This window comes from Acinetobacter sp. TTH0-4 (assembly GCF_015602665.1).
GTDB classification, from domain to species: Bacteria; Pseudomonadota; Gammaproteobacteria; order Pseudomonadales; family Moraxellaceae; genus Acinetobacter; species Acinetobacter albensis.
On record NZ_CP059079.1, the window covers coordinates 1,318,309 to 1,339,053 of the forward strand.

General features: G+C 35.6%; 17 protein-coding genes. 12 read left to right on the plus strand and 5 right to left on the minus strand.

What is annotated here, in order from left to right:
• Window positions 1–77: 77 nt before the first annotated feature.
• On the plus strand, window positions 78–1,388 hold the full coding sequence (locus tag H0S58_RS06090) for a DcaP family trimeric outer membrane transporter (protein WP_195727443.1): 1,311 nt from the start codon (window positions 78–80) through the stop codon (window positions 1,386–1,388).
• Between the two features lie 101 nt (window positions 1,389–1,489).
• Here H0S58_RS06090 and H0S58_RS06095 read toward each other — a convergent pair whose 3' ends face one another.
• The 3 genes from H0S58_RS06095 to H0S58_RS06105 form a co-directional block, all read right to left on the minus strand.
• Window positions 1,490–1,804: a hypothetical protein gene (locus H0S58_RS06095; protein WP_092721093.1), complete on the minus strand. Its 315-nt coding sequence runs from the start codon at window positions 1,802–1,804 to the stop codon at window positions 1,490–1,492.
• Window positions 1,805–1,898: 94 nt separating this feature from the next.
• The gene (locus tag H0S58_RS06100) at window positions 1,899–2,213 is read right to left on the minus strand and encodes a hypothetical protein (protein ID WP_092721070.1); all 315 of its coding nucleotides are present in this window, start codon (window positions 2,211–2,213) and stop codon (window positions 1,899–1,901) included.
• A gap of 659 nt (window positions 2,214–2,872) precedes the next feature.
• A protein-coding gene (locus H0S58_RS06105) for an IS5 family transposase (protein WP_195727444.1) occupies window positions 2,873–3,695 on the minus strand; the annotation gives its coding sequence in 2 pieces (ribosomal slippage) (window positions 2,873–3,313 and window positions 3,315–3,695; 822 coding nt in all).
• 299 nt (window positions 3,696–3,994) lie between these two features.
• Between H0S58_RS06105 and H0S58_RS06110 the strand changes: the two genes are divergently transcribed.
• Complete coding sequence (locus H0S58_RS06110; protein ID WP_195727445.1) at window positions 3,995–5,422, plus strand: iron-containing redox enzyme family protein; 1,428 nt, start codon at window positions 3,995–3,997, stop codon at window positions 5,420–5,422.
• A 232-nt stretch (window positions 5,423–5,654) separates the two neighbouring features.
• Entirely contained in the window at window positions 5,655–6,845 is a 1,191-nt protein-coding gene (locus H0S58_RS06115; RefSeq protein WP_195727568.1) for an MFS transporter, read from the plus strand.
• Between the two features lie 76 nt (window positions 6,846–6,921).
• On the opposite strand, the gene H0S58_RS06120 is transcribed toward H0S58_RS06115, so the two are convergent.
• Both H0S58_RS06120 and otsB read right to left on the minus strand, forming a co-directional pair.
• Window positions 6,922–8,352, minus strand: a complete 1,431-nt coding sequence (locus H0S58_RS06120) for an alpha,alpha-trehalose-phosphate synthase (UDP-forming) (RefSeq protein WP_195727446.1) — start codon at window positions 8,350–8,352, stop codon at window positions 6,922–6,924.
• Window positions 8,340–9,191, minus strand: coding sequence for a trehalose-phosphatase (gene otsB / locus H0S58_RS06125; protein ID WP_195727447.1), 852 nt, complete (start codon window positions 9,189–9,191; stop codon window positions 8,340–8,342). Before otsB ends, H0S58_RS06120 begins: the two co-directional genes overlap by 13 nt.
• Window positions 9,192–9,844: 653 nt before the next feature.
• Here otsB and H0S58_RS06130 point away from each other — a divergent pair.
• From H0S58_RS06130 to H0S58_RS06170, 9 genes are all read left to right on the plus strand, one after another.
• Window positions 9,845–10,126, plus strand: a complete 282-nt coding sequence (locus H0S58_RS06130) for a hypothetical protein (protein WP_141684234.1) — start codon at window positions 9,845–9,847, stop codon at window positions 10,124–10,126.
• A gap of 58 nt (window positions 10,127–10,184) precedes the next feature.
• Window positions 10,185–10,517 carry a hypothetical protein gene (locus H0S58_RS06135; RefSeq protein WP_092721075.1) on the plus strand — a complete coding sequence of 111 codons (333 nt, stop codon included), beginning with the start codon at window positions 10,185–10,187 and terminating at the stop codon, window positions 10,515–10,517.
• 332 nt (window positions 10,518–10,849) lie between these two features.
• Window positions 10,850–12,640, plus strand: a complete 1,791-nt coding sequence (locus H0S58_RS06140) for an IucA/IucC family protein (protein ID WP_195727448.1) — start codon at window positions 10,850–10,852, stop codon at window positions 12,638–12,640.
• Window positions 12,633–14,039, plus strand: a complete 1,407-nt coding sequence (locus H0S58_RS06145) for a lysine N(6)-hydroxylase/L-ornithine N(5)-oxygenase family protein (protein ID WP_195727449.1) — start codon at window positions 12,633–12,635, stop codon at window positions 14,037–14,039. Before H0S58_RS06140 ends, H0S58_RS06145 begins: the two co-directional genes overlap by 8 nt.
• A gap of 13 nt (window positions 14,040–14,052) precedes the next feature.
• A complete protein-coding gene (locus H0S58_RS06150; RefSeq protein WP_195727450.1) occupies window positions 14,053–15,486 on the plus strand; it encodes a DHA2 family efflux MFS transporter permease subunit in 1,434 nt (477 codons plus the stop codon).
• 24 nt (window positions 15,487–15,510) lie between these two features.
• The gene (locus tag H0S58_RS06155) at window positions 15,511–17,352 is read left to right on the plus strand and encodes an IucA/IucC family protein (protein WP_195727451.1); all 1,842 of its coding nucleotides are present in this window, start codon (window positions 15,511–15,513) and stop codon (window positions 17,350–17,352) included.
• An 11-nt stretch (window positions 17,353–17,363) separates the two neighbouring features.
• Entirely contained in the window at window positions 17,364–19,289 is a 1,926-nt protein-coding gene (locus tag H0S58_RS06160) for an IucA/IucC family protein (RefSeq protein ID WP_195727452.1), read from the plus strand.
• Window positions 19,290–19,307: 18 nt separating this feature from the next.
• The gene (locus tag H0S58_RS06165; RefSeq protein ID WP_227592264.1) at window positions 19,308–20,129 is read left to right on the plus strand and encodes a (2Fe-2S)-binding protein; all 822 of its coding nucleotides are present in this window, start codon (window positions 19,308–19,310) and stop codon (window positions 20,127–20,129) included.
• The gene (locus H0S58_RS06170; protein ID WP_195727453.1) at window positions 20,114–20,731 is read left to right on the plus strand and encodes an RraA family protein; all 618 of its coding nucleotides are present in this window, start codon (window positions 20,114–20,116) and stop codon (window positions 20,729–20,731) included. Before H0S58_RS06165 ends, H0S58_RS06170 begins: the two co-directional genes overlap by 16 nt.
• Window positions 20,732–20,745: the final 14 nt, after the last annotated feature.

The window sequence follows — 20,745 nt, forward strand, 5'->3', positions numbered from 1 at the left end:
AATATGGGTCAATGATGACTTATTAATCACCAACAAAAATATCCCTTAAGAATAAGGGGCAATAAAAGGATTTATCAATGAAACTCACCACCAAGCGTATTTTTACAAAAAGTCTGATCGCTTCAGGACTCATGTTGGCGATTTCGCAAGCCTACGCGCAGGATCAAACGGAAGTAGAGCAATTGCGGCAGGAAGTGAAAGAGCTGAAAACGATGCTGCAAAACTATGTCAATCAGCCCAAAGTTCAACTAAGCCCCGCTGTAGTTGCTGAACCTGTGGCTAAACCGACCAATGTGTTAAATACGGTTAAATCAAACACTGAGATCACTTTATACGGAAATGTGCGTGCGGACGCGAGTTATCAATTTAAAGGTCCTAATAGCATGTATAACTTGATTAGTGCTGTACCACTCGAAGGTACTGAGGCTGAACGTAAAAATTCGGATAAATTTCAGAGCACACTCAATGCGACCCGATTCGGACTAAATTTTAAAACCCCTATTTCAGGAGATCACAATTTAGGTGGTAAGCTGGAAATGGATTTCTTTGGTGGGGCGGGGCGTGATACATTTCGTATTCGACATGCATATTTAACCTATGACGACTGGTTAGTGGGTCAAACATGGTCAAACTTCAATGCACTTGAATATTTCCCTGAAACAGTAGATGCTTCTTTGTCTGTTGGTGGTTCGTTAACCCGTGTACCGCAAATTAAATATACAGTACCTGTCGATCAAAAACTAAATTTGGCATTTAGCTTAGAAGACTCTAAAGCTGAAACCGTCACCACCGCAGGGACGCAGAATTTTACCACTGACCCAGATGCAAAATTAAAGCTTCCGTCAGCAACGGGTCGAATCAATTATAAATTTGATAATGGTTCTGCACTGTCTGGACGTGCATTTTTAACGCAAAAAGCGACCAATCACGAAGGCAATGATGATTTTCTGGCTTGGGGTGCCGCATTGGGTGGAAAGTATCAAGTGACCGACAGCACATTATTACGTTTTGACTATAATCACATTAAAGGTGATACCAAAAATGTACTTTGGTCTAACATGGCCTATGTTTTTGATCAAAACGGAAAAATGAGAGCCAATGAATTTGATGTTTTGACACTGGGTATTACACAAAAAATTACCCCTAAATTACGTTCAACTTTAGGCATGGGTTATATGAAAGCTAAAGATGACAATGTATTTGCAACACTGGTCAAAGATGTGACAACACAGAATGAATCATTAAAAGAAGCATGGATCAATATGTTTTACACGCCAGTTAAAACTTTAAACTTTGGCGTTGAATATATGTATGGCGAACGTAAAACTTTCAATGACTTGACTGGTAAGGACAATCGAATAAATTTCACAGCAATCTATGATTTCTAAAATAAATTTATATAAAAATAGTCTCATTTTTTTATAAATGGTTAATTTAGAATAAATCAAAAAATGGGCCAATGGCCCATTTTTTAAATCATAATATTGAATTACATTCGATCCCATGCATCTTTAACTGCATGTTTTGCTTGTTCCCACTTTAAGCGAGACTCTGCTTTAAAATTATCCCATTTGGTTTGAAGGTCACTTTCTGAATCTTCGAAACGAGCATTTTCACCATATTCAGAGCGTGAGTTCCGCCCAAATTCATAGGCAGAAGATAAATCTCTGTCGTAATCAATATCGGGAATATCACGTTGTAAATCATTGTAATATGGTCGATTAGTATATGTTTCTCGCCAATAATTTTCTGAATTTATACTATCCGGAGTACGATTTTGATTGTTTAAATTTTGGTTGGTCATGACTGAGCTCCTAATGTTTCATTTTGCCTAGAAATACAAACTTTGAATTCTAGGACGGGTGAAAATATCAAAAATCATCATTCATCTAGAATCATTATTTTTGTTGGCTTTGGTCTTTCCGCTCTTGTTGCTGATTGTTTTGTTGACGTTGTTGGTCATTTTGCTGTTGCTGTTGGCCTTGGTTATCGTTTTGTTGATGGGTTTGGCTTTGATTGCCATTTTGCTGCTGATTACTTTGTTGACGTTGTTGGTCATTCTGTTGTTGCTGACCTTGATTTTCATTTTGTTGGTTAGGTTGGTTTTGATTACCATTTTGCTGTTGTTGCTGATTATTTTGTTGACGCTGTTGGTCATTTTGCTGCTGTTGCTGGCTTTGGTTCTCATTTTGTTGATTATTTGAATTACTCATTTTTCTATACCTCTACACATATTATTAATTGAAGATACGTATCTGAATAAAACAGACAAGACCATTAATAACAGGTTTTTAAAAATAAAAAATCAAACGGATGTTACATATTATGTGAAATGTAATAATAATTTTTTAAAGAAAACTTAACTAGCTGATATAACATTAAAAATAAATATTTATGCATTTACATTTTTAAATTTTTATTACAAAGGGTAGTAGATTATATAAGTTAACCAATTTTGATTATATAGAAGAGGGGTTTTAAATTTTTACGTATAATTATATTTAATTTTTCATCTTCGCATAAGGAGTGATTACTATATATTTTATTTTTATATTCAATAGAATTATATATTTTAAAAAAATTAGATTTTTTATCAGCAACCTCGTTTCGTTAAATTTTAAAATATATATATGAATTAAATTATTTTTTATTTTAATTGATCATCTTTTTTTAAACTCTAATGTATATCTTTTTATGAAATAATGAGGTTAATTTTTTTATTTATTTTTAAGTCGTAAAAGACTAAACCACTATTTCAAATATCTTTAGAATAATGACTTAAAGGATAAGGGGGAAATAAATAACCACTTGAAATACTTTTAATGAACATGATTTGAGTTTTTTAAATCCATTAGATCTCTTGCGAAAGTCATTATTGCAAGTTCATCCGGTTTACCAGTGCAGCGATTAAGTTAATGCGTAAACCGAATCTTTTCCGTCTATTTCGATAGCGTTCACTTAGTATTCTAAATCTTTTCAATTGACTGTTAATATGTTCGATTACAACTCGTATTTTTCCAATCATTTTATTGTAATTTTTCTCAGCATCAAATAAGGGTAAATTCTTCTTTTTCTTTATTGGCATCAATAATTTAAAGCCATCTTGCTCTAATCCGTAGTACCCTAAATCGGTCATAACATATTCACAATGTTTGAATTTCTTAACCGTTTTTCTTGCCAATTTAATATCATGCTGACTGCCATTCGATATATCTAGCCCTATGATTTGTTTGCTGTTCGGATGATAGATCACTTGTGCTTTTAGCGTATGTTTCTTCTTTTTACCACTGTAGAACTTACTCTGATTTTTTTTTCGGGCGTTCTATTGAACATTCTGTCGCATCAATAATTACCCAGTTAAATTGTTCGTCTGCTGTGGTAATGCTTCGTTTTGGCAGGGTAAAACGTCTTGATTTCATTAATGCATCTTCAACCTTTTTAATGGTTCGATTCACATTACTTTCAGCGATATGGTAATTTGCCGCTAATTCCAGTTGAGTGCTGTAGTTCCGTAAGTAATTCAGAGTTAATAACAACTGATCCTCTATATCTAAAGTATGAGGACGACCTGGTTTCTTTTTGAGTGATTCTGCTTCTTTTAAAACTTCGACCATTTCACTAAAAACTGCTCGAGGTACACCAACCAAGCGCTGGAATTCAGAATCTGAAAAACGATTTAATTTCTGATATTTCATGAAATCTATATTGAGGCAGTTTTTACTTTCGCAAGAGGTCTAATTATCTAAGATGTTGAGTTGCCATCTTAATTTTATTATTATCTGGTTTAGTCTATTTATTTTATTAAGTAAAAATCAATAAACTAAAATATTATATCAACATTATTTTTTTAAATGGATTGATTTAAAATTAAAAAGATTAACTACTTGACTAAATATATAAACATAAATTAAACGATTGATAACAATTAGACCTATCAATTCAAGGCATATTTATATGCAGAATTTAATAAATCATTACCGCTTGGAGAATAAAAATGCCAGAAGCAGTAAAAGAACGATTGCTAGAATTACTTGATAAAAACCAGCAAAGTTATCATGATTTAGTCGATTTTTTCCTAGATCCGAATATTGATATTGATGATAAAGAAAGAAAAGCATCAAATTTCTTAAAAAAAGAAATTCAGTCACTAAAACTAGATGCTGATTTTCCGTCCCAAATCAACGAAGTTCATGACTGGCTGATTACTCAAAATAAAGCACAATGTCATCAGTATCAGCATTATCTGGAAAAAAGAAAAACAGGATCAGAGCGGCAATATTTTAAAAATATAGCTCAGGCTTATGAGTTTTTAATTAAAGTCGCGCCCGTAAAACGCGTAGATGGGTCTTGGTTATACAGCATTATGCGCTATTGGAATGATCCAATTTTTCGAGAGTTAATTCAAATTTATTTAGAAGAATTAGGTTTAGGCGGTGTAAAGTCCAATCATGTATGCGTGTTTGATGATTTGTTGCTTAACTTAGGTTTAGAAAATTTTGTCATGGACTTAGAAGATAAATATTATCATCAACCCGCCATTCAACTTGCACTGGCGTATGCTCCAGCAGAATTTATTCCAGAAATTATTGGTTTCAACTTAGGGTATGAGCAGTTGCCACTGCATTTATTAATCAGCAATTATGAATTGAATGAGTTGGGGATTAACGCCCAATATTTTAATTTACATATTACGATTGATAACTTTGATAATGGTCATGCCCAATTATCGACTAAAGCACTCGAAAAAATTTATAGTAAATTTAAAGATAAACCAAGCTTTATGGAAAAAGTTAAGATAGGTTTTGCTTTAAATAATAAAGGTTTATCCTCCGTTCAAATCATTAAGAATCTTAATTTGGAAGCAATGGTTGTTAAAATTTTACAGCGTAAGGCTTTGGTCGGAAATGTGATTCATAATGAGAAGTGTAAAATAAATCAAAAAACAATCAATCAGTGGTTGTCTACTCCAAATTCAGTTGAAGAATTTATTGATGTTTTAATTGAAAAAAAATGGATTAATTTAGGCAAAAATCCTGCAGAAAGCCGGTTCTGGCAATTAATTAGTCATGAAGAAGGCAAAATGTTCGGGGTATTCAATGCCACAGAAAAGCAGATTATTTATGACTGGATTGCAGCAGAATATTCTCAAAAAAAATCTTCCAATAAAAAACTAAACGTTGCATATTCAAATTCGGAAGATTTTGTATATAGTCATTTTTCTGATGGAACCTTAGAGGATATACAACATCAAATTACCCAAACTGATCAGTTGGGTATGAAAATAAATAAAATTTTGCCTTATTTGGCTCCTCATGCTCACCACACTGCAATAGGGTTATGGTGTACCAAACGTTTTGTTGACTATCTTTTTCCATACTTAAACCAGCCTGCTGTTTCTTTAGCAGAGACAACATCACAGTAATGAACTCTTAGCATTTTAAATGAGTTTTCTCAATTATTTTGAAGTCTATTTTACTTACAAAAACATTTTTGTAACTACAGAAATAATTCATAGATTTAATATTTTTTTGTGTATAATTTCGCCAAATAAAGCCCCTGTACGATTATAGAATTTCTATAGATTTACAGGGGTTTTTCTATGGAAATTATTTTTGGAATGGAATGCCTTAGGCTTATTTTTTGTGGTGGCACACATGCTTTTTCCCAGAACCGCACATCTAGACCATGTGACTCAACATGCTGCGCAGCGCTTATCGACACTTTTATGTTTTTTTAGTTTAGGTTTAAGTACTGCGGCTTGGGCACCACTTATTCCATTCGCACAGCAAAGACTCCATTTGAATCATGCTGACTTTGGTACATTATTGTTGTGTATCGGGGCAGGCTCCATGATTGCGATGCCTACAACAGGATTATTGATTCAAAAAGTGGGTTGTAGAGTAGTCATCTCTATTGCACTTTTATTATTGTTAATGGTTTTACCAACCTTTGCCTTGAGTAGTAGCATCTTGGTCATGTCGGTGGCTTTGTTTCTATTCGGTACAGCAGCAGGCAGCTTAGGCGTTGCAATTAACTTACAAGCAGTAATGGTTGAAAAAAATAGTGCCAAAAGTATGATGTCACAATTTCATGGCATGTGCAGTTTAGGCGGATTAGCGGGTGTAATGACCGTAACTGCTTTGTTGTCTTTAGGTGCAAGTCCACTCATAAGTGCATTGGTTATTTGTAGTCTATTGGTTTTGATTGGACTATTTGCAGTTCCTCATAGTTTATCGGCAGTTGAACATGACACCACAAGTGAAATTAATCACGTAAAACGGTTTAGCCAAAAGATTCCAAGTCCAACCATTTTATTAATAGGTATAGTCTGTTTTATTGCATTTCTAGCTGAAGGTTCTGCTATGGACTGGAGTGGGATTTACTTGATTAGTGAATACCAGATCAATCCTGCTATTGCAGGATTGGCGTACACTTTTTTTGCGATTGCAATGACCATTGGGCGTTTTGGAGGCCATTTCCTTCAACAAAAATTAGGTGAAAAAAATATTATTATTTATGGAGCCATCTGTGCTGCATTTGGACTTCTGATGGTCGTAGTTGCACCTTATTGGACATTTGCTTTAATCGGTTATGCGTTGTTGGGTTTGGGCTGTTCGAATATTGTACCCGTAATGTTCTCACGAGTAGGCCGTCAGAATTTGATGCCAAAGGCTGCTGCTTTGTCGTGTGTTTCTACAATGGCGTATAGCGGTTCTTTAATTGGACCAGCTTTAGTCGGCATCAGCAGTGAAATGATTGGGTTAACCATAGTTTTTAGTATAATTGCGATTATGTTAATGCTAATTGCATTTTTAAATCATTTTACTCAGGTCAAAAGCCTTTAGTTTTCCCCGTCTTCATTTTAAGTCAAAACACCTATTTTTTGACTGTTAAGCAGGTGTTTTGATTAAATAGAGCAGATTAAGAATGAGCGATATTTTTGAATGGCTCTTCGATCGGAGTTACAAATTGATCTGAAGCATCATCCGCTTGAAGATCTTTTAAAAATGAATTTCGCCAGTCATTGATGTCAAAATGTTTTAAACCATTGATCAAATACTGATAGCGTTCTAAACGTTCCGCTTTAGACATTTTCAATGCTGTGTTTAAGGCGTTGACCATACTGGCACGATTTTGAGGATCGACGATAAGTGCTTCTGGCATTTGTTCTGCTGCACCCGTATATTTTGAAAGAATGAGAACGCCAGGATCTAAACGATCTTGGGCTGCAATATATTCTTTAGCCACAAGGTTCATGCCATCCCGTAATGAATTTACCCAGCAAATGTCCGATTGTCGATAGATGCTCATTAAAGTATCGTGTTCAACAGTTTCGTGGGTACAATTAATAGGTTGCCAATCTTGTTGTGAAAATTCTTGATTAATGGATTCGACTTTTAATTTTACCTGCTCAAATAAATGTTCATAAGTAGGAACATCCATACGACATGGGCAAGCAATTTGTAAATCAGTAAAGTGCTGATGATATTCAGGATATATTTTAAGAAATTCTTCAAATGCACTAAAACGTTCAATTAAGCCTTTAGAATAATCGATTCGATCGACACTAATAATCGTTTGCTGATGTTGGAAATCATCAAACTCAAAAATACTAGAAGTACTATTCTGTTGTTGAGCGACTTTTTGTATCAGTTCTGGATTTACGCCAATAGGATAATGTTGAACAGTAATATGTCGATCTTGATGAATCATTTCTGTGGAATTCATCATTTGTGCATTCAAAAAGTGATGACATACATTTAAACATTGCTTTTGATCAGATTCAGTTTGTAGCCCAATGACATCATATTGTGCTAAATCATGAATTAAATTAGAAGCGGTGGGTAATAAATCCCAAATTTTTAAGTCAGCAAAAGGGATGTGTAGAAAAAACCCGATTCTATTCTGCATGCCGAGCTCACGGCAATAATGTGCCACACTTAAAAAATGATAATCATGAATCCAAATAATATCATTCGGCTGGGCAATTTGATCAAGTTGCTGTGCAAATAACTGATTTACTTTTTGATAAGTTTCATATTGTTCAGCATGATATTCAATTAAATCAGGACGGTCATGCATGGCAGGCCAAAGGGTATTATTCGAAAATCCACAATAATAATCTTGATATTGTTTTTCGGTGAGTGGGCAAGTCATATATTCCACCCCATTATATTGGGTTTGATTGAAATATTGCTCATCAGGGTGATTTACTTTTTCCCCATTCCAACCGACCCAAGTTCCACCTATATCATATAAAGCATCTTGGAGAGCAACGGCTAAACCACCAGCAGTAGATTTATCTGGATGAGGTAAACTGACTCGATTTGATAATACAATTAATTTAGACATTTATTTTCTCCATTTAATATTTGAGATGTACTCAAAGAATTTTTTTCTAAAAGTTTTGAAAATAAATCAAGAAATTTTTCTACTGCATTTACATTTTTTAGCCTGTAACTTGCTCGAGTTTCTTCTGCTCCTACTTTTATGCTCATACCACTTACTTCATTGATAACTTTGAAGCCAGATTCATCAGTTTTATCATCACCAATAAAAATAGAAAAGGCGGTGGGTAAATTGTAATGCAGTAAAATTTTCTGAATGGCTTGACCTTTGTCTGCTCCATGAGGAAGCAGTTCGAAAACGTATTTACCTGTATTAATTTTTAATTCTGGATATAACATTTGAACGTCTTTAATAATTTTATAGGCTGTATGTTCAAGTTCAGGACATTGACGATAATGAAGCGCAACCGAATAATCTTTGTTTTCAATTAGTAGTTTAGGGTAGGGTATACATGCCTGTTTAAGACTTTCTCTAATTAAGGGATAATTAATAGATTCTATTTCTTTAGAAAGATTTTTCTGATCAATTTTTATTTCTAAGCCGTGTGTGCCTGCAATTGGTAAATCAAGTGGGAAAAAAAGCTGAGATGCAATTTTTACTGAACGTCCTGTAATCGCAATTACTTGAACATTCAGGTTTTTTAATTTTTCTAATATTTTTAAAGTAGTATGAGAAATAAAGCTTTGACTAGGGTCTGAATGAAATTCAGATAGTGTTCCATCAATATCTAAAAATAGAATAAACTGTTTTTTTTCCCATAATTGAATAGAGATAATTTTTAATAATTTTTTTATATTATAATCATTATTGCTTTGTTTTAAATCAAGCCTATTACTGCACATTTTTTAAATTATCCTTTTTAAATCTGGAATATTATTAATAACATTGGAAATTTATATTGAGAGTGAAATTATTAATAAGACTACATAAAGTAAATAAAAATTACATATTTTTTTCTTTTTTAGTATTTGAAATTGTGACTTTTGATTGAAATTTTTTATCAAAAAAATAATTTAAATCAGTATTTTGAATTTTATATTTGTAATTGAATAAAATAATTAAAAATTAAATTTGTTACATACTGGTACAGTTGAAATTTAATGTTACTTTTTAGTTTGTTTTATTTTTATACTAAGTGGATGGAAGTTCTTTTTAATTATAAAAATAGAATTTTAGAATATTCTATCTATCTATATGTATATAAAAGTATTATTTTGAATAATAAGAAGGTGTATAGCACCTATATTCTCGAAGTTACATACAGTTGTACTAATGTTACATGATGTAATATTGACGAAAGATATTGATAAGCCTAGTGTGAAATCAGAATTTATTAAATATTTAGATATTATTATTTGCAAGATGATGTTTGTAGAATATAAATTTATTCTTTAATCAAATTTTAAAGAGGTAAAAAAATTCATATAAGTAGGATCGTAAATCTGAATTCTATTTAAAATATATAAAATTAGAGTTAGCTTCTAAAAGGAAAATGATGATGAGGATTAATTCTAAAAATGAATTATGTAGTTTAGAGCAGATTTATAATTTTTTAATTATGCGTCCTGATTTTCTACAAAATAGTCATTTTGAAAAACTTAAAGAATTTTTCTATGAAATTCATGAAATGGAAGGTGGTTTTTTTGAAGTTAAAAATTCGTATAGTTTTTTAGGCACATTTAATGGGCATTCAAAAATAATAGATTCTTCAAAATCTCCTGATTTTTTAGATAAAGCAAAGTTTTTACAGTGGGTGTATCGACAAATTCATGAATGATCATTATAACGATTGAAACTTTATTTATAAAAAAATCTTTAAAAAATGGATATAAAATATGAAAAAAATACTACTTTTAGGTACGGTTTTATTTGTTGGATTATCAGGTTGTCAGCATTTAATCCCTAATCAAGAACATCAGATTTCGATTACTAAGCCATTAGGTACAACGCAGTGCTCTGATACAGATCCAAATACAGAATTGAAAAAGCATAAAGCAGTTTTAGAGCAAGCGAACATACAGGTGTATTCAGCAGAAATTGGTACAGATGGCATGTCTCATATCGCACTCTGTGGCACAGCAGATGGTAAAATTGCAATTTTTAATGTCAATAAAACGTCGCTCCTTACAGTGCAAAGTTTAGGTTATAAGCAAATTGTCATGGATTAAACCTCATGTATGGCTTTTACTTGCTAAATAAAAAAAAGATGAACAGCACATCTATTGCTAAGCTGAAGTTAAAGCCAGTTTAAATTTTATAATGATTATTTTTTATAAATAGACAATAAGTTCAATAACTTGTGTTTTTAACCCTCTTTCAAAGTATTATTTTATTTGAAGAGTAGTTCTATACATAGAGATGATGGTTAAGACAAGAAGCTAAACATAGAACAAGTTTTAACTTTTGTTTCTCAAATGTAAATAATAACAATTATCATTTACATTTGAGAAAAGAGGTATATATTCATCACCACACTATTTTACTTAATAGAGTGATGCTGATGAAATCAGTCACGGATAAGATCGCCTTACAACACTTAATCAACTCTTATTTACAAGAAACTGGCAACGGACGTTTTATTGCTCTTGCTGAACAATCCCAACAGCTACAAAATCTAAGTCAGAGAAAAACTGTCTTATGTATTCCTTTGCATACACTTTCTGCATTTTTATACGCGCCGCTTGAATATGTAAGTAAAGTTGGCAGGCATCGGTTTGCAGATTTACCTTGGGTTGAGCAAGAAGGTCAGGTGATCAAAATTAGCGCAGTGAATTTAGCTGCGAATTTACTGGAAAATTTAACAATACAAGAAAATGATAAACAATTAGATACATCATCATTATTAGAATGTTGGATTCAGAGCCGTCGAGCATTGCAGCAATTTATAAGCTATCGAGAAGAACAGATAAATGAAGTTGTCGCACTTGAGCAAAACTTTATTCAAAGCGAACAAGCCTTAGTACTTGGACATAGCATGCATCCTGCACCGAAAAGCCGTCAGGGCTTTGTACAGGATGATTGGCAATTATATTCTCCTGAAACGAAAACTGCTTTTAAAATGCATTTTTTATATGTACATCCAGATCAGGTCATACATGACAATGCGCATAATGTGGATATTCCAAGTCAATTAAAACAGGATTTAGAGCCATTCTTTAATGCCTATCATCATGCAAAAATGGCTGAATACCCAGATTATGCTTTATTGCCTTTGCATCCATGGCAGGCAAGATACCTAAAAGATAAAGATTGGTATCAGCAGCTTTTACATGAAGGCAAACTGATCGATTTTGGTGCTTTAGGATGGGAGATGAAAGCAACAACTTCGGTGCGAACTTTATATAGTGAACAAGCCCCGTGGATGTTTAAAGCGTCAATGACGGTAGCCGTAACCAATTCAATTCGAGTGAATCTTTATAAAGAATGCCATCGTGGTTTACTCAGTTATCAACTTTGGAATGATCACTGTCTTGCAGATTTTAGACAGCGCAATCCACGTTTACAAACCATTAGCGATCCTGCTTGGATTGCACTAAAAGTCAATGGACAGGTTTTAGATGAAACCATTTGTATCTTGCGTGAAAATCCATTTAAACCAAGTGATGATGTCACCTGTATTGCATCTCTATGTCAAGATCATCCTTTTGAAGCTAAAAATCGATTTAGCAAAATTTTTGCGCATATTTCACAGCAAACGAATCAAAGCCAGTCTGAGGTTGCTTTACAGTGGTTTGATTGTTTTCTAGAGATGACGATTTTACCGTTGATGGAGTTGTACCATGAGTTTGGTATGGCATTTGAAGCACATCAACAAAATACCTTAATCGAACTTGAGGAGGGAATGCCCAGAAATGTTTGGTTTAGAGATAACCAAGGATTTTACTATATTCAGGAATTGGCCAGCGAAATTTTAGAACGTTTTCCAACACTGGCTACCGATGGTCAAGCGGTATGTCCGTTGGCATTAGTCGATGAGCGTTTCCGTTATTACTTTATTGGTAATACGCTATTTGGTTTGATCAATGCTATAGGTATGACGGGTGTTGTCAAAGAGCAACAACTGATTGAAATGCTACAAGCGTATTTAATTCAGGCCTATCAAAAATATCCAGAAAGCAATTTATTAAAAACCGTTTTACATCAGGATACTTTTCCTTATAAAGGTAACCTCATGACGCGTTTATATGAGTTAGATGAATTACAAGCCGATATTGCTCAGCAGTCCATTTATGTCAATTTAAAAAACCCACTGTATGTTGCACAAACTGTAGTGGAGGCAGAATATGCTTGATTTTATTGGAATTGGCCTAGGCCCATTTAATTTAAGCCTAGCGGCATTGCTGAATTCACATCATTCTCTCAAATATCAGTTTTTTGATAAACGTCAAGCGTTTGATTGGCATGCTGGAATACAACTACCGAATGCCATGATGCAAGTACCATTTATGGCAGATTTGGTCAGTATGGTAGAACCGACCAGTCCATATAGTTTTTTAAATTATTTAAAAGCCCATCAGCGATTATATAAATTTTATTTCCGTGAGAATCTATATATTCCACGTCAAGAATACAATCATTATTGCCAGTGGGTGGTTAAGCAGTTAGCTCATTTACAGTTTGGAAGCCGAGTCACTGACATCGCACCTATTGTGGGTGGTTTTCAAGTCATTACCGAGCAAAAAGGACGGCTTTCTGTTCATCAAACACGAAAATTGGTTTTAGGAACAGGCACAACACCGAAGTTACCCCAACCCTTAGAAATGCTTGCAGCGCAAAATAAACAGTGTTTGCATTCTTCAAATTATATCCATCAATGTACTGATGATTTATCAGGCAATATTGTTCTGATTGGTTCGGGTCAATCGGCGGCAGAAATTTTTATTGATTTATTTGATCAACAAATCAATTTGGAAACGGGGAAACCTAAATTTCATCTATATTGGTTAACCCGTTCAGCGGGCTTTTTCCCCATGGAAAATACACCGTTAGGCTTGGAAAGTTTTAGTCCAGACTATATGTCTTATTTTTATGATTTACCTCAAAAATTAAAAGAGACTTTGCCGAATACGCAAGCCAATTTATATAAAGGTATTAGCGCCAAAACCATTCGTGATATTTATGAGCGACTTTATCACCGGAGTATTGGCGCAGTTGATACGCATGTGACTATTGCAGGTCATTATCAACTTGAATATGCAGAATTGATCAATGGAAAAGATATGCAGCTCAAGTTTTTCCAAACTCAGAAGCAGCAGAATTTAAATATTCAAGCCAATACAGTGATTGCCGCGACAGGTTATCAATATCCATCGCTGGATTTTCTAAATAAGTTAAGTCCTCATATTGCTTTAAATGAACAGAAGCACTGGCACATCAATGGAAATCATCAGTTGAGCTATCAAGGTGATGGTGAAATTTATATTCAAAATACAGACTTACATCATCATGGCGTAGGTACACCTGACTTGGGTTTAGGTGCTTTTCGTTCTGCAAAAATAGCCAATCAAATTTTAGGTGAGCGTTATTTTGAAATTGAAGGACGGCAAAGTTTTCAGGATTTTCAATGTAAAGATATCGAACGTCCATTTTCTGTGAGTGCGATCGCCAAGAGTAACTATCGTTCAGAGGTTATGTCGTCTCAAATATCAAGAAAAACAGCAGATTTATATTCTGAATATTTGGCGAAGTAGGATCAAATTTTAAATGGCTGAAATATCTAAGTCAGATTCTCTTAGCGCATCTGATTCTTTCATGTCTCAACGTTGGGTAATGACTTCTGTGATGTTGGGCACAGGTACGGTCAGTATCAATAATAGTAGTTTTAATCCTGCTATTCCCCAAATGATGCAAGATTTTAGAATCGCTGAGGCTGCAGTGAGTTGGGTTATTGTCATCTTTCTGCTGACCATGAGTTTAAGTCTATTGGTGACTGGGTTTTTAAGTCAGCGCTTTGGTAAACGCCATGTTTATTTGTCGGCACTCATTATTTTTATGTTGAGTTCAATTGGTGGTGCATTCGCCTCGTCTTTTGAAACGGTTTTAGTCATTCGTGCACTACAAGGTTTTTCTAGTGGATTAATGATTCCCTTGTCATTGGGCATTATTTTTTCAGTTACACCGCAAGAACAGCGGGGTACAGCAACAGGACTATGGGGCGCAATGATTATGCTGACCTTGGCATGTGGTCCAATGTTGGGTGCGCTCATCTTGGTTTGGTTCAATTGGCATGCTTTATTTCTGTTGAATGTACCGTTGGTGTTATTCGCTTTGACCGTGGGTTGGCTGTATTTGCCTAAACAGTCGGGGAGCAAAAATTTAAAGTTTGATTGGCTTGGCTTTGGTTTGCTGGCGATCTCGATTGTTTCATTATTGGTGGCTTTAAGTACGATTAAGCAATTAGAGGATTTGCAACATGTTTCTTTCTACGCGTTGTTTACTTTAAGTTGTTTTACGGCTTTGTGTTTTTTTACGCTTAGCCGAAAAAAAGTCAACTCGATTATTGCTTGGCAGCTCTTTCAAAGTCGTGCGTTTAATTACAGTTTAATCATTTCGGTGGTGCATACCGTCAGCTTATTTATCAGCTTATTGCTCATTCCTTTGCTCATTCAAAACACTTTGCAGTTAAGTCCAATCTGGACAGGATTATTGCTGATGAGCAGTGCCTTAAGCACCAGTTTATGCAGTAAACGTGCAGGCAAATATTTAGATCAGCATGGTGCAAAACAACTGATTAGTTTTGGCATGGTATTGACCGTTATTGCATTTGTTGGATTGGGATTGGTCGCCAATATATCCGTCATTTTACTTATCGTTTGTATGCTTATTCATGGTCTGGGTTTTGGGCTGTCATATATGCCTGCAACCACGGCAGGACTCAATCATCTACACGATTCAGAGGTCACGCAAGGCGCGGCTGTGAATAACTTATTTCGACGTCTTTGTGCTGCTGTTGCTGTGGTTATGGCTGCGCTTTATTTGCAAATTCGCACACAGTATTTCTTATCGAGCTATGAACTGCCTATTGCACAGCTGTATGCGATACGGGAGCTGTTTTTCTTCTGTGCGGGCATGACGCTCTTGGCATTGCCCTATGCGTGGAAATTTCCAAAGCAAAAACACCAGAAGCTTCATGTTTAAAATTAATTATTCAGGAAAAAAATTATGGGTCACTTACATCCAACATTAGCACAAAATAATACGTCTTCTGTTACACCAACATTGGCTTGGCAACAACCCGATCAAGCTGTCATTCAAAAAGTCGAACAGCGTGTTATTAAACAATTGCTGCAAGCCTTGATTTATGAAGAGGTGATTGCAACACAATACGAAAATGGCAGGTTCATCATCCATGCTCAAGATCAAAATCAGCAACCAGTGCAATACTTTGCCACAGGTAAACATTATTTAAGCTTTGGTTTGGTACGTATGAGTGAGCAAGACGTCATTCGCCAAGACCATACAGGGCAAAGATCCATTGCCCAATTAAATAGCATAGTGGACGAAATTATTCGAGTGATTCCAAATGCGGCAAAATTAGAAGATTTCATTCATGAATTAAAACGTACCTTTATTCACGATGTGCAATCACAACATTGCCAAAACCAATACGCGCTTCCCGCTGCGCAGCATGATTATGATGTTTTAGAAAATTATTTGATGGATGGTCATCCATATCATCCTTGTTATAAGTCGCGCGTCGGCTTTAGTTTGCAAGATAATTTGAAATATGGCGTGGAATATGCTCAGCCCATTCATTTGGTTTGGCTTGCTGTACATCATTCTTTGCTTTCAGAAAATGCATCTGTCTCAATTGATGCAGATCAATTTTTACAGCAGCAATTGACCGAACAAGAGCGAGAACATTTTAATCAAGTTCTGATCGATCAGCGCTTAAATACGGCTGAATACACATGCTTACCTGTTCATCCTTGGCAATGGGAAAGCAAGTTAATTCATACTTTTTTTGAAGAAATCGCAGTCCAAAAAATTGTGTATTTAGCTCGAGGAAGTGATTCATATATTGCGCAGCAGTCGCTTAGAACTTTGACCAATGTGCAACATCCTGAAAAGCCGTATATTAAGCTTTCAATGAGTTTAACCAATACATCGAGTTCACGCATTTTGGCGTCGCATGCAGCCATGAATGGGCCTTTAATAACTGATTGGTTGCAAGGTCTGATTGAAAAGAGCGACATTGCAAAGTCTTTAGATTTCGCTATATTGCGTGAAGTACATGCCACTGCGGTTGATTTTACTAAACTACCGACATCCCATGCGAAACAAGCCTATGGCACAATTGGCAGTTTATGGCGTGAAAGTATTCATACTTATTTAAAGCCTGAAGAAGATGCGATTCCACTTAACGGTGTTAGTCATGTGCAGCGTGATGGACAATTGCTGATTGAGCCGTGGTTAGATGAACATGGCTCTGAAGCATGGATCGAACAATTTCTATCCGTCGTGATTCAGCCTATTTTGTTCTTATTGCATGCTGAAGGAATTGGCTCAGAGTCGCATGGTCAAAACATTATTTTGGTACATCAACATGGCTGGCCAACCCGAATTATTTTAAAAGATTTTCATGATGGGGTTCGCTTTAGTCCAGAGCATTTAACCCATCCCAATGAATATCCAGACTTACATGCGTTACCCGCAGAGCATGCCAAAGCCAACCGAATGTCATTTATTTTGACCGACGATTTAAACGCCGTCCGAGATTTTAGTTGTGCTTGTTTATTTTTCGTTGCCTTAAGCGATATTGCGATGACTTTACAGCAAAAAATCAATTTTTCGGAACAGCAATTCTGGCAACAAGCCGCCGATATTATTCATCATTTTCAACAGAAACATCCAGAACATCAAAACAGATATGAAAAATTCGATGTATTTGCACCGCAGTTTTGCATTGAATCGTTAACCAAAAGACGTTTGTTTGGTGATGCTGAAGTACAACTTCGTTTGGTGAATAACCCACTTCACCCATTTCGCCAAGCAGCGGTTTAAGAGGTGATCAGATGAATACGATGTTGTTCTCCCCGACAGTGACCGCGAACATGGTACTGGTCGATTTGGTGAATAGTTTTTTGGTCGAAGGCTATATTTCTGAGCAATCCATTGTGACTCAGCAGCAGGCTCAAGCCTTATTAACAGCGCGTTTCGAGCAAAATTTTGCTTCATTGTTTGAAGCGTATTCACATCAAGATGATTGTGCTGTTTTATTCAATTCGACATTAGCTGAATTTATTGTTTTGCCTGTGCGACAGGCAATGAAACAAGATTGGCAAATTCAAACCACAGCGCCTGCTTTTCAGGTATTGGTGCAGCAGGAGCATCATTTTCAATCGCGTATGCTGAATGCGTTAGAACTTTTTGATGCCATGCAGCGCCTAGAACTTTTTGCGCATTGTGAACAGTCGAAGTTAGATACGTTTAGAGCAGATTTACAACTGACTTTGCAGCAAAGCCAACTGAGCTCGCAACATCAAATTCGAACAGAGAGATGGGATTTAGCCCAACCTGCTCAATTGTTCATTCAACTGGAGCAATTTGCAGGGCTGCGAGATCGACCATATCATCCTTTGGCGAAACTGAAAGATGGTTTTGATCAAGATGAATATCAGCAATTTAGCCCTGAATTTTCACAGCAGATCAAATTAAATTGGGTGGCCATTAAAAAAGAACAAGTGGTGTATGGACAGGATGTGAGTGATATTAAAATTCATCAACCTGCCAAAATTTTCTTAAATAACCAAGAAAATTTACAGTTGCAACAGGAGTTGCATGACAAGGGCATCGGGGATCAATATCTAACTTTACCTATACATGCTTGGCAATTTGAACATGTGCTAGCGGAAAAATTTGCCCAAGAGTTAGCCGATCAAACCATTATTCCTCTGGCATTTCAGTCTACCGAAATGTATGCCAGTTCTTCATTAAGAAGTTTATTGTCGGTGTCGAAACCACAAGACAGTTTAAAGCTGCCTTTGGCGGTGAAATCTTTAGCATCGCTCCGTTTTTTGCCAATTGTGAAAATGATCAATGGGCAGAAAAACCAAAAGCTTTTACAAGCCGCCAAACAAAAAGATGAGGTGCTGAAAAAACGCTTGTGGTTGTGTGATGAAAATCAGTGGTGGGCATATTTACCGCATCAACCTGAAAATTTAACCCCAGATAATCTAACGTTATTTGATGAGCAACCCATGCACTTGGCGGCACAACGACGCCGTATTCCTGCTGAATTGTTGCAGCAACCGTATCAAATTATGCCAATGGCAAGTTTAGGACACTGTATAGATGGAGAAATCTATCCCTTTGAGTTGATTTTAAAAGCGCAACAATTGGAATCCTGCCAAGAGAATATCATTGCGAATTTTAAGGCACTTTGTCGAGATTTTTTTGATGTAAATTTACGCTTATTCCGTTTGGGTTTGATGGGAGAAATTCATGGTCAAAATATATGTATTGTCTTAAAAAACGGACAATTTTCAGGTTTTATGCTGCGTGATCATGATTCAGTGCGGATTTATTTACCGTGGCTGCAACAACATGGTTTGCAAGATCCACACTACTTAAGCCCGCATGATTTTAAAATCACGTTATATCACGATTCTATTGAAGAATTGATTTTGTACCTGCAAACACTGGGTATACAAGTAAATTTAGCCAGCATTTTAGAATCGATTGCTGAGTATTATCAAATTGATGAACATGAGCTGTGGCAGGTTTTGGCTCAGCAATTACAACTGGTTTTAAATGATGTGCCATTGAATCAGGATGCACGAACTGAATTGCATCATCTTTTATTTGAAAAAGAGCAGTGGCCGTATAAACAGTTAATTCATCCATTATTACAGCAAACGAATCGCGTTGGGAGTATGCCAAGCAGTGTCGGGCAGACCTGTAATATTTTAAAAAAAGCTAATGCTTTTGATAATAACTGATCAAACAAGGTTTTAAACGTGCGTTCCCATATCTCTGTCGTGAATATTGATACCGAACTGGAATTAGAAAATCTAGGATTGTCCCGTGCAAAACAGATTTTGGTAGATCAGCTTAATATTCAAATACAACTGCATACGCACACTGCTCTAAGTTTTGCAGATTTATTAGAGCCAAAGCATTGCTTAAAGATACTGACTAAATTTTCAAAGCGAATTCAGGCGATCAATTTGACCTGTGCTGGCTCTATGTTTATGAAATATTGGGCAGTTCCACTGTTGTTTCCCTATTTATATGCGCGATTGACAGAACAGGTTCATTTGCCGTGGGAACTCTCTGCATTTTCAGTACAAATGACACCGACATGGTATTGGGATCGGCATTTAAATTTGAAACCTGCATGTTTATCAGCAGATTCTTTTAACACCGAAAACCAAACTTATGAAGCAATTATTTCTAAGATTTTTGATGATTTAAATCAGATTTTTGAAGTGATGAGTAAAGTTGGAAAAGTACAAAAGTTTTTACTTTGGGAAAATACCGCGCTTCGCATTTTGCAGTTTTACGACTTGATGGAACGAAAAAATTTACCACAGGTAGGATTGATAAAAATTCAGCAGCAACGTCAATTTCTATCAAATTTAGCTGCTGCGTCTTTCGGCTTAAAACAAAATCCTTTTTTATTGTTGGAACAAAGCAGAAAAGAAAATGTGGGAAGTTATCAACTTAAAAAATGCTGTTTTTATTTTCAATTACCCGAAGCTCAACATGAATATTGTAGTAGTTGTCCTTTAGCAAAGAAGTATCCAAAAAGAGAGGTAAGTGCATGTCAGACCGATTAAATAGTGTATTAAAACAATATGCAAACATTGCCAGCTCAACCATTGGGCATGTTTTGGATACAGGTTATTTACCTGACATTCATGCGGTAAATTCTGTTCAACATGTCGTCGGTAAGGTGCTAACAGTCACCTTAAATTCGATTAATGCCACGCAGATTCGGAATGCGCTTTTAGAAAGTAACGCGGGTGATGTCTTGGTCATTGATGCACGAAAACTTGGATATCACGCTTGTTGGGGCGAACAACGTCATCGTGCCGCAATTTATCATCAATTGGCAGCCATTGTGGTCATAGGTGCGGTTACAGATATCGACGCGTTACGCGCAATGAAAGTCCCTGTTTTTGCCCAGAGAGTAAGTTGTTTAACCACGCGGTCCGAAGGGGAGAGTTTGGTCGACTTCGACCAAGATATTCAGTATTTCGATGCCACCATTTCTACAGGCGATGTCATGGTTGCCGATGCCGATGGGGTCTTTATTTTAAAACCTGATCTTGCCGCACAACATGTGGAAGAATTTCAAAATATGGAATTATTAGAACAGCAAAAACGTGAGCAATTTTTTAGTCAGCATTCACCTGAACACTATTACCATACGATTTAATGACCAATGCCACG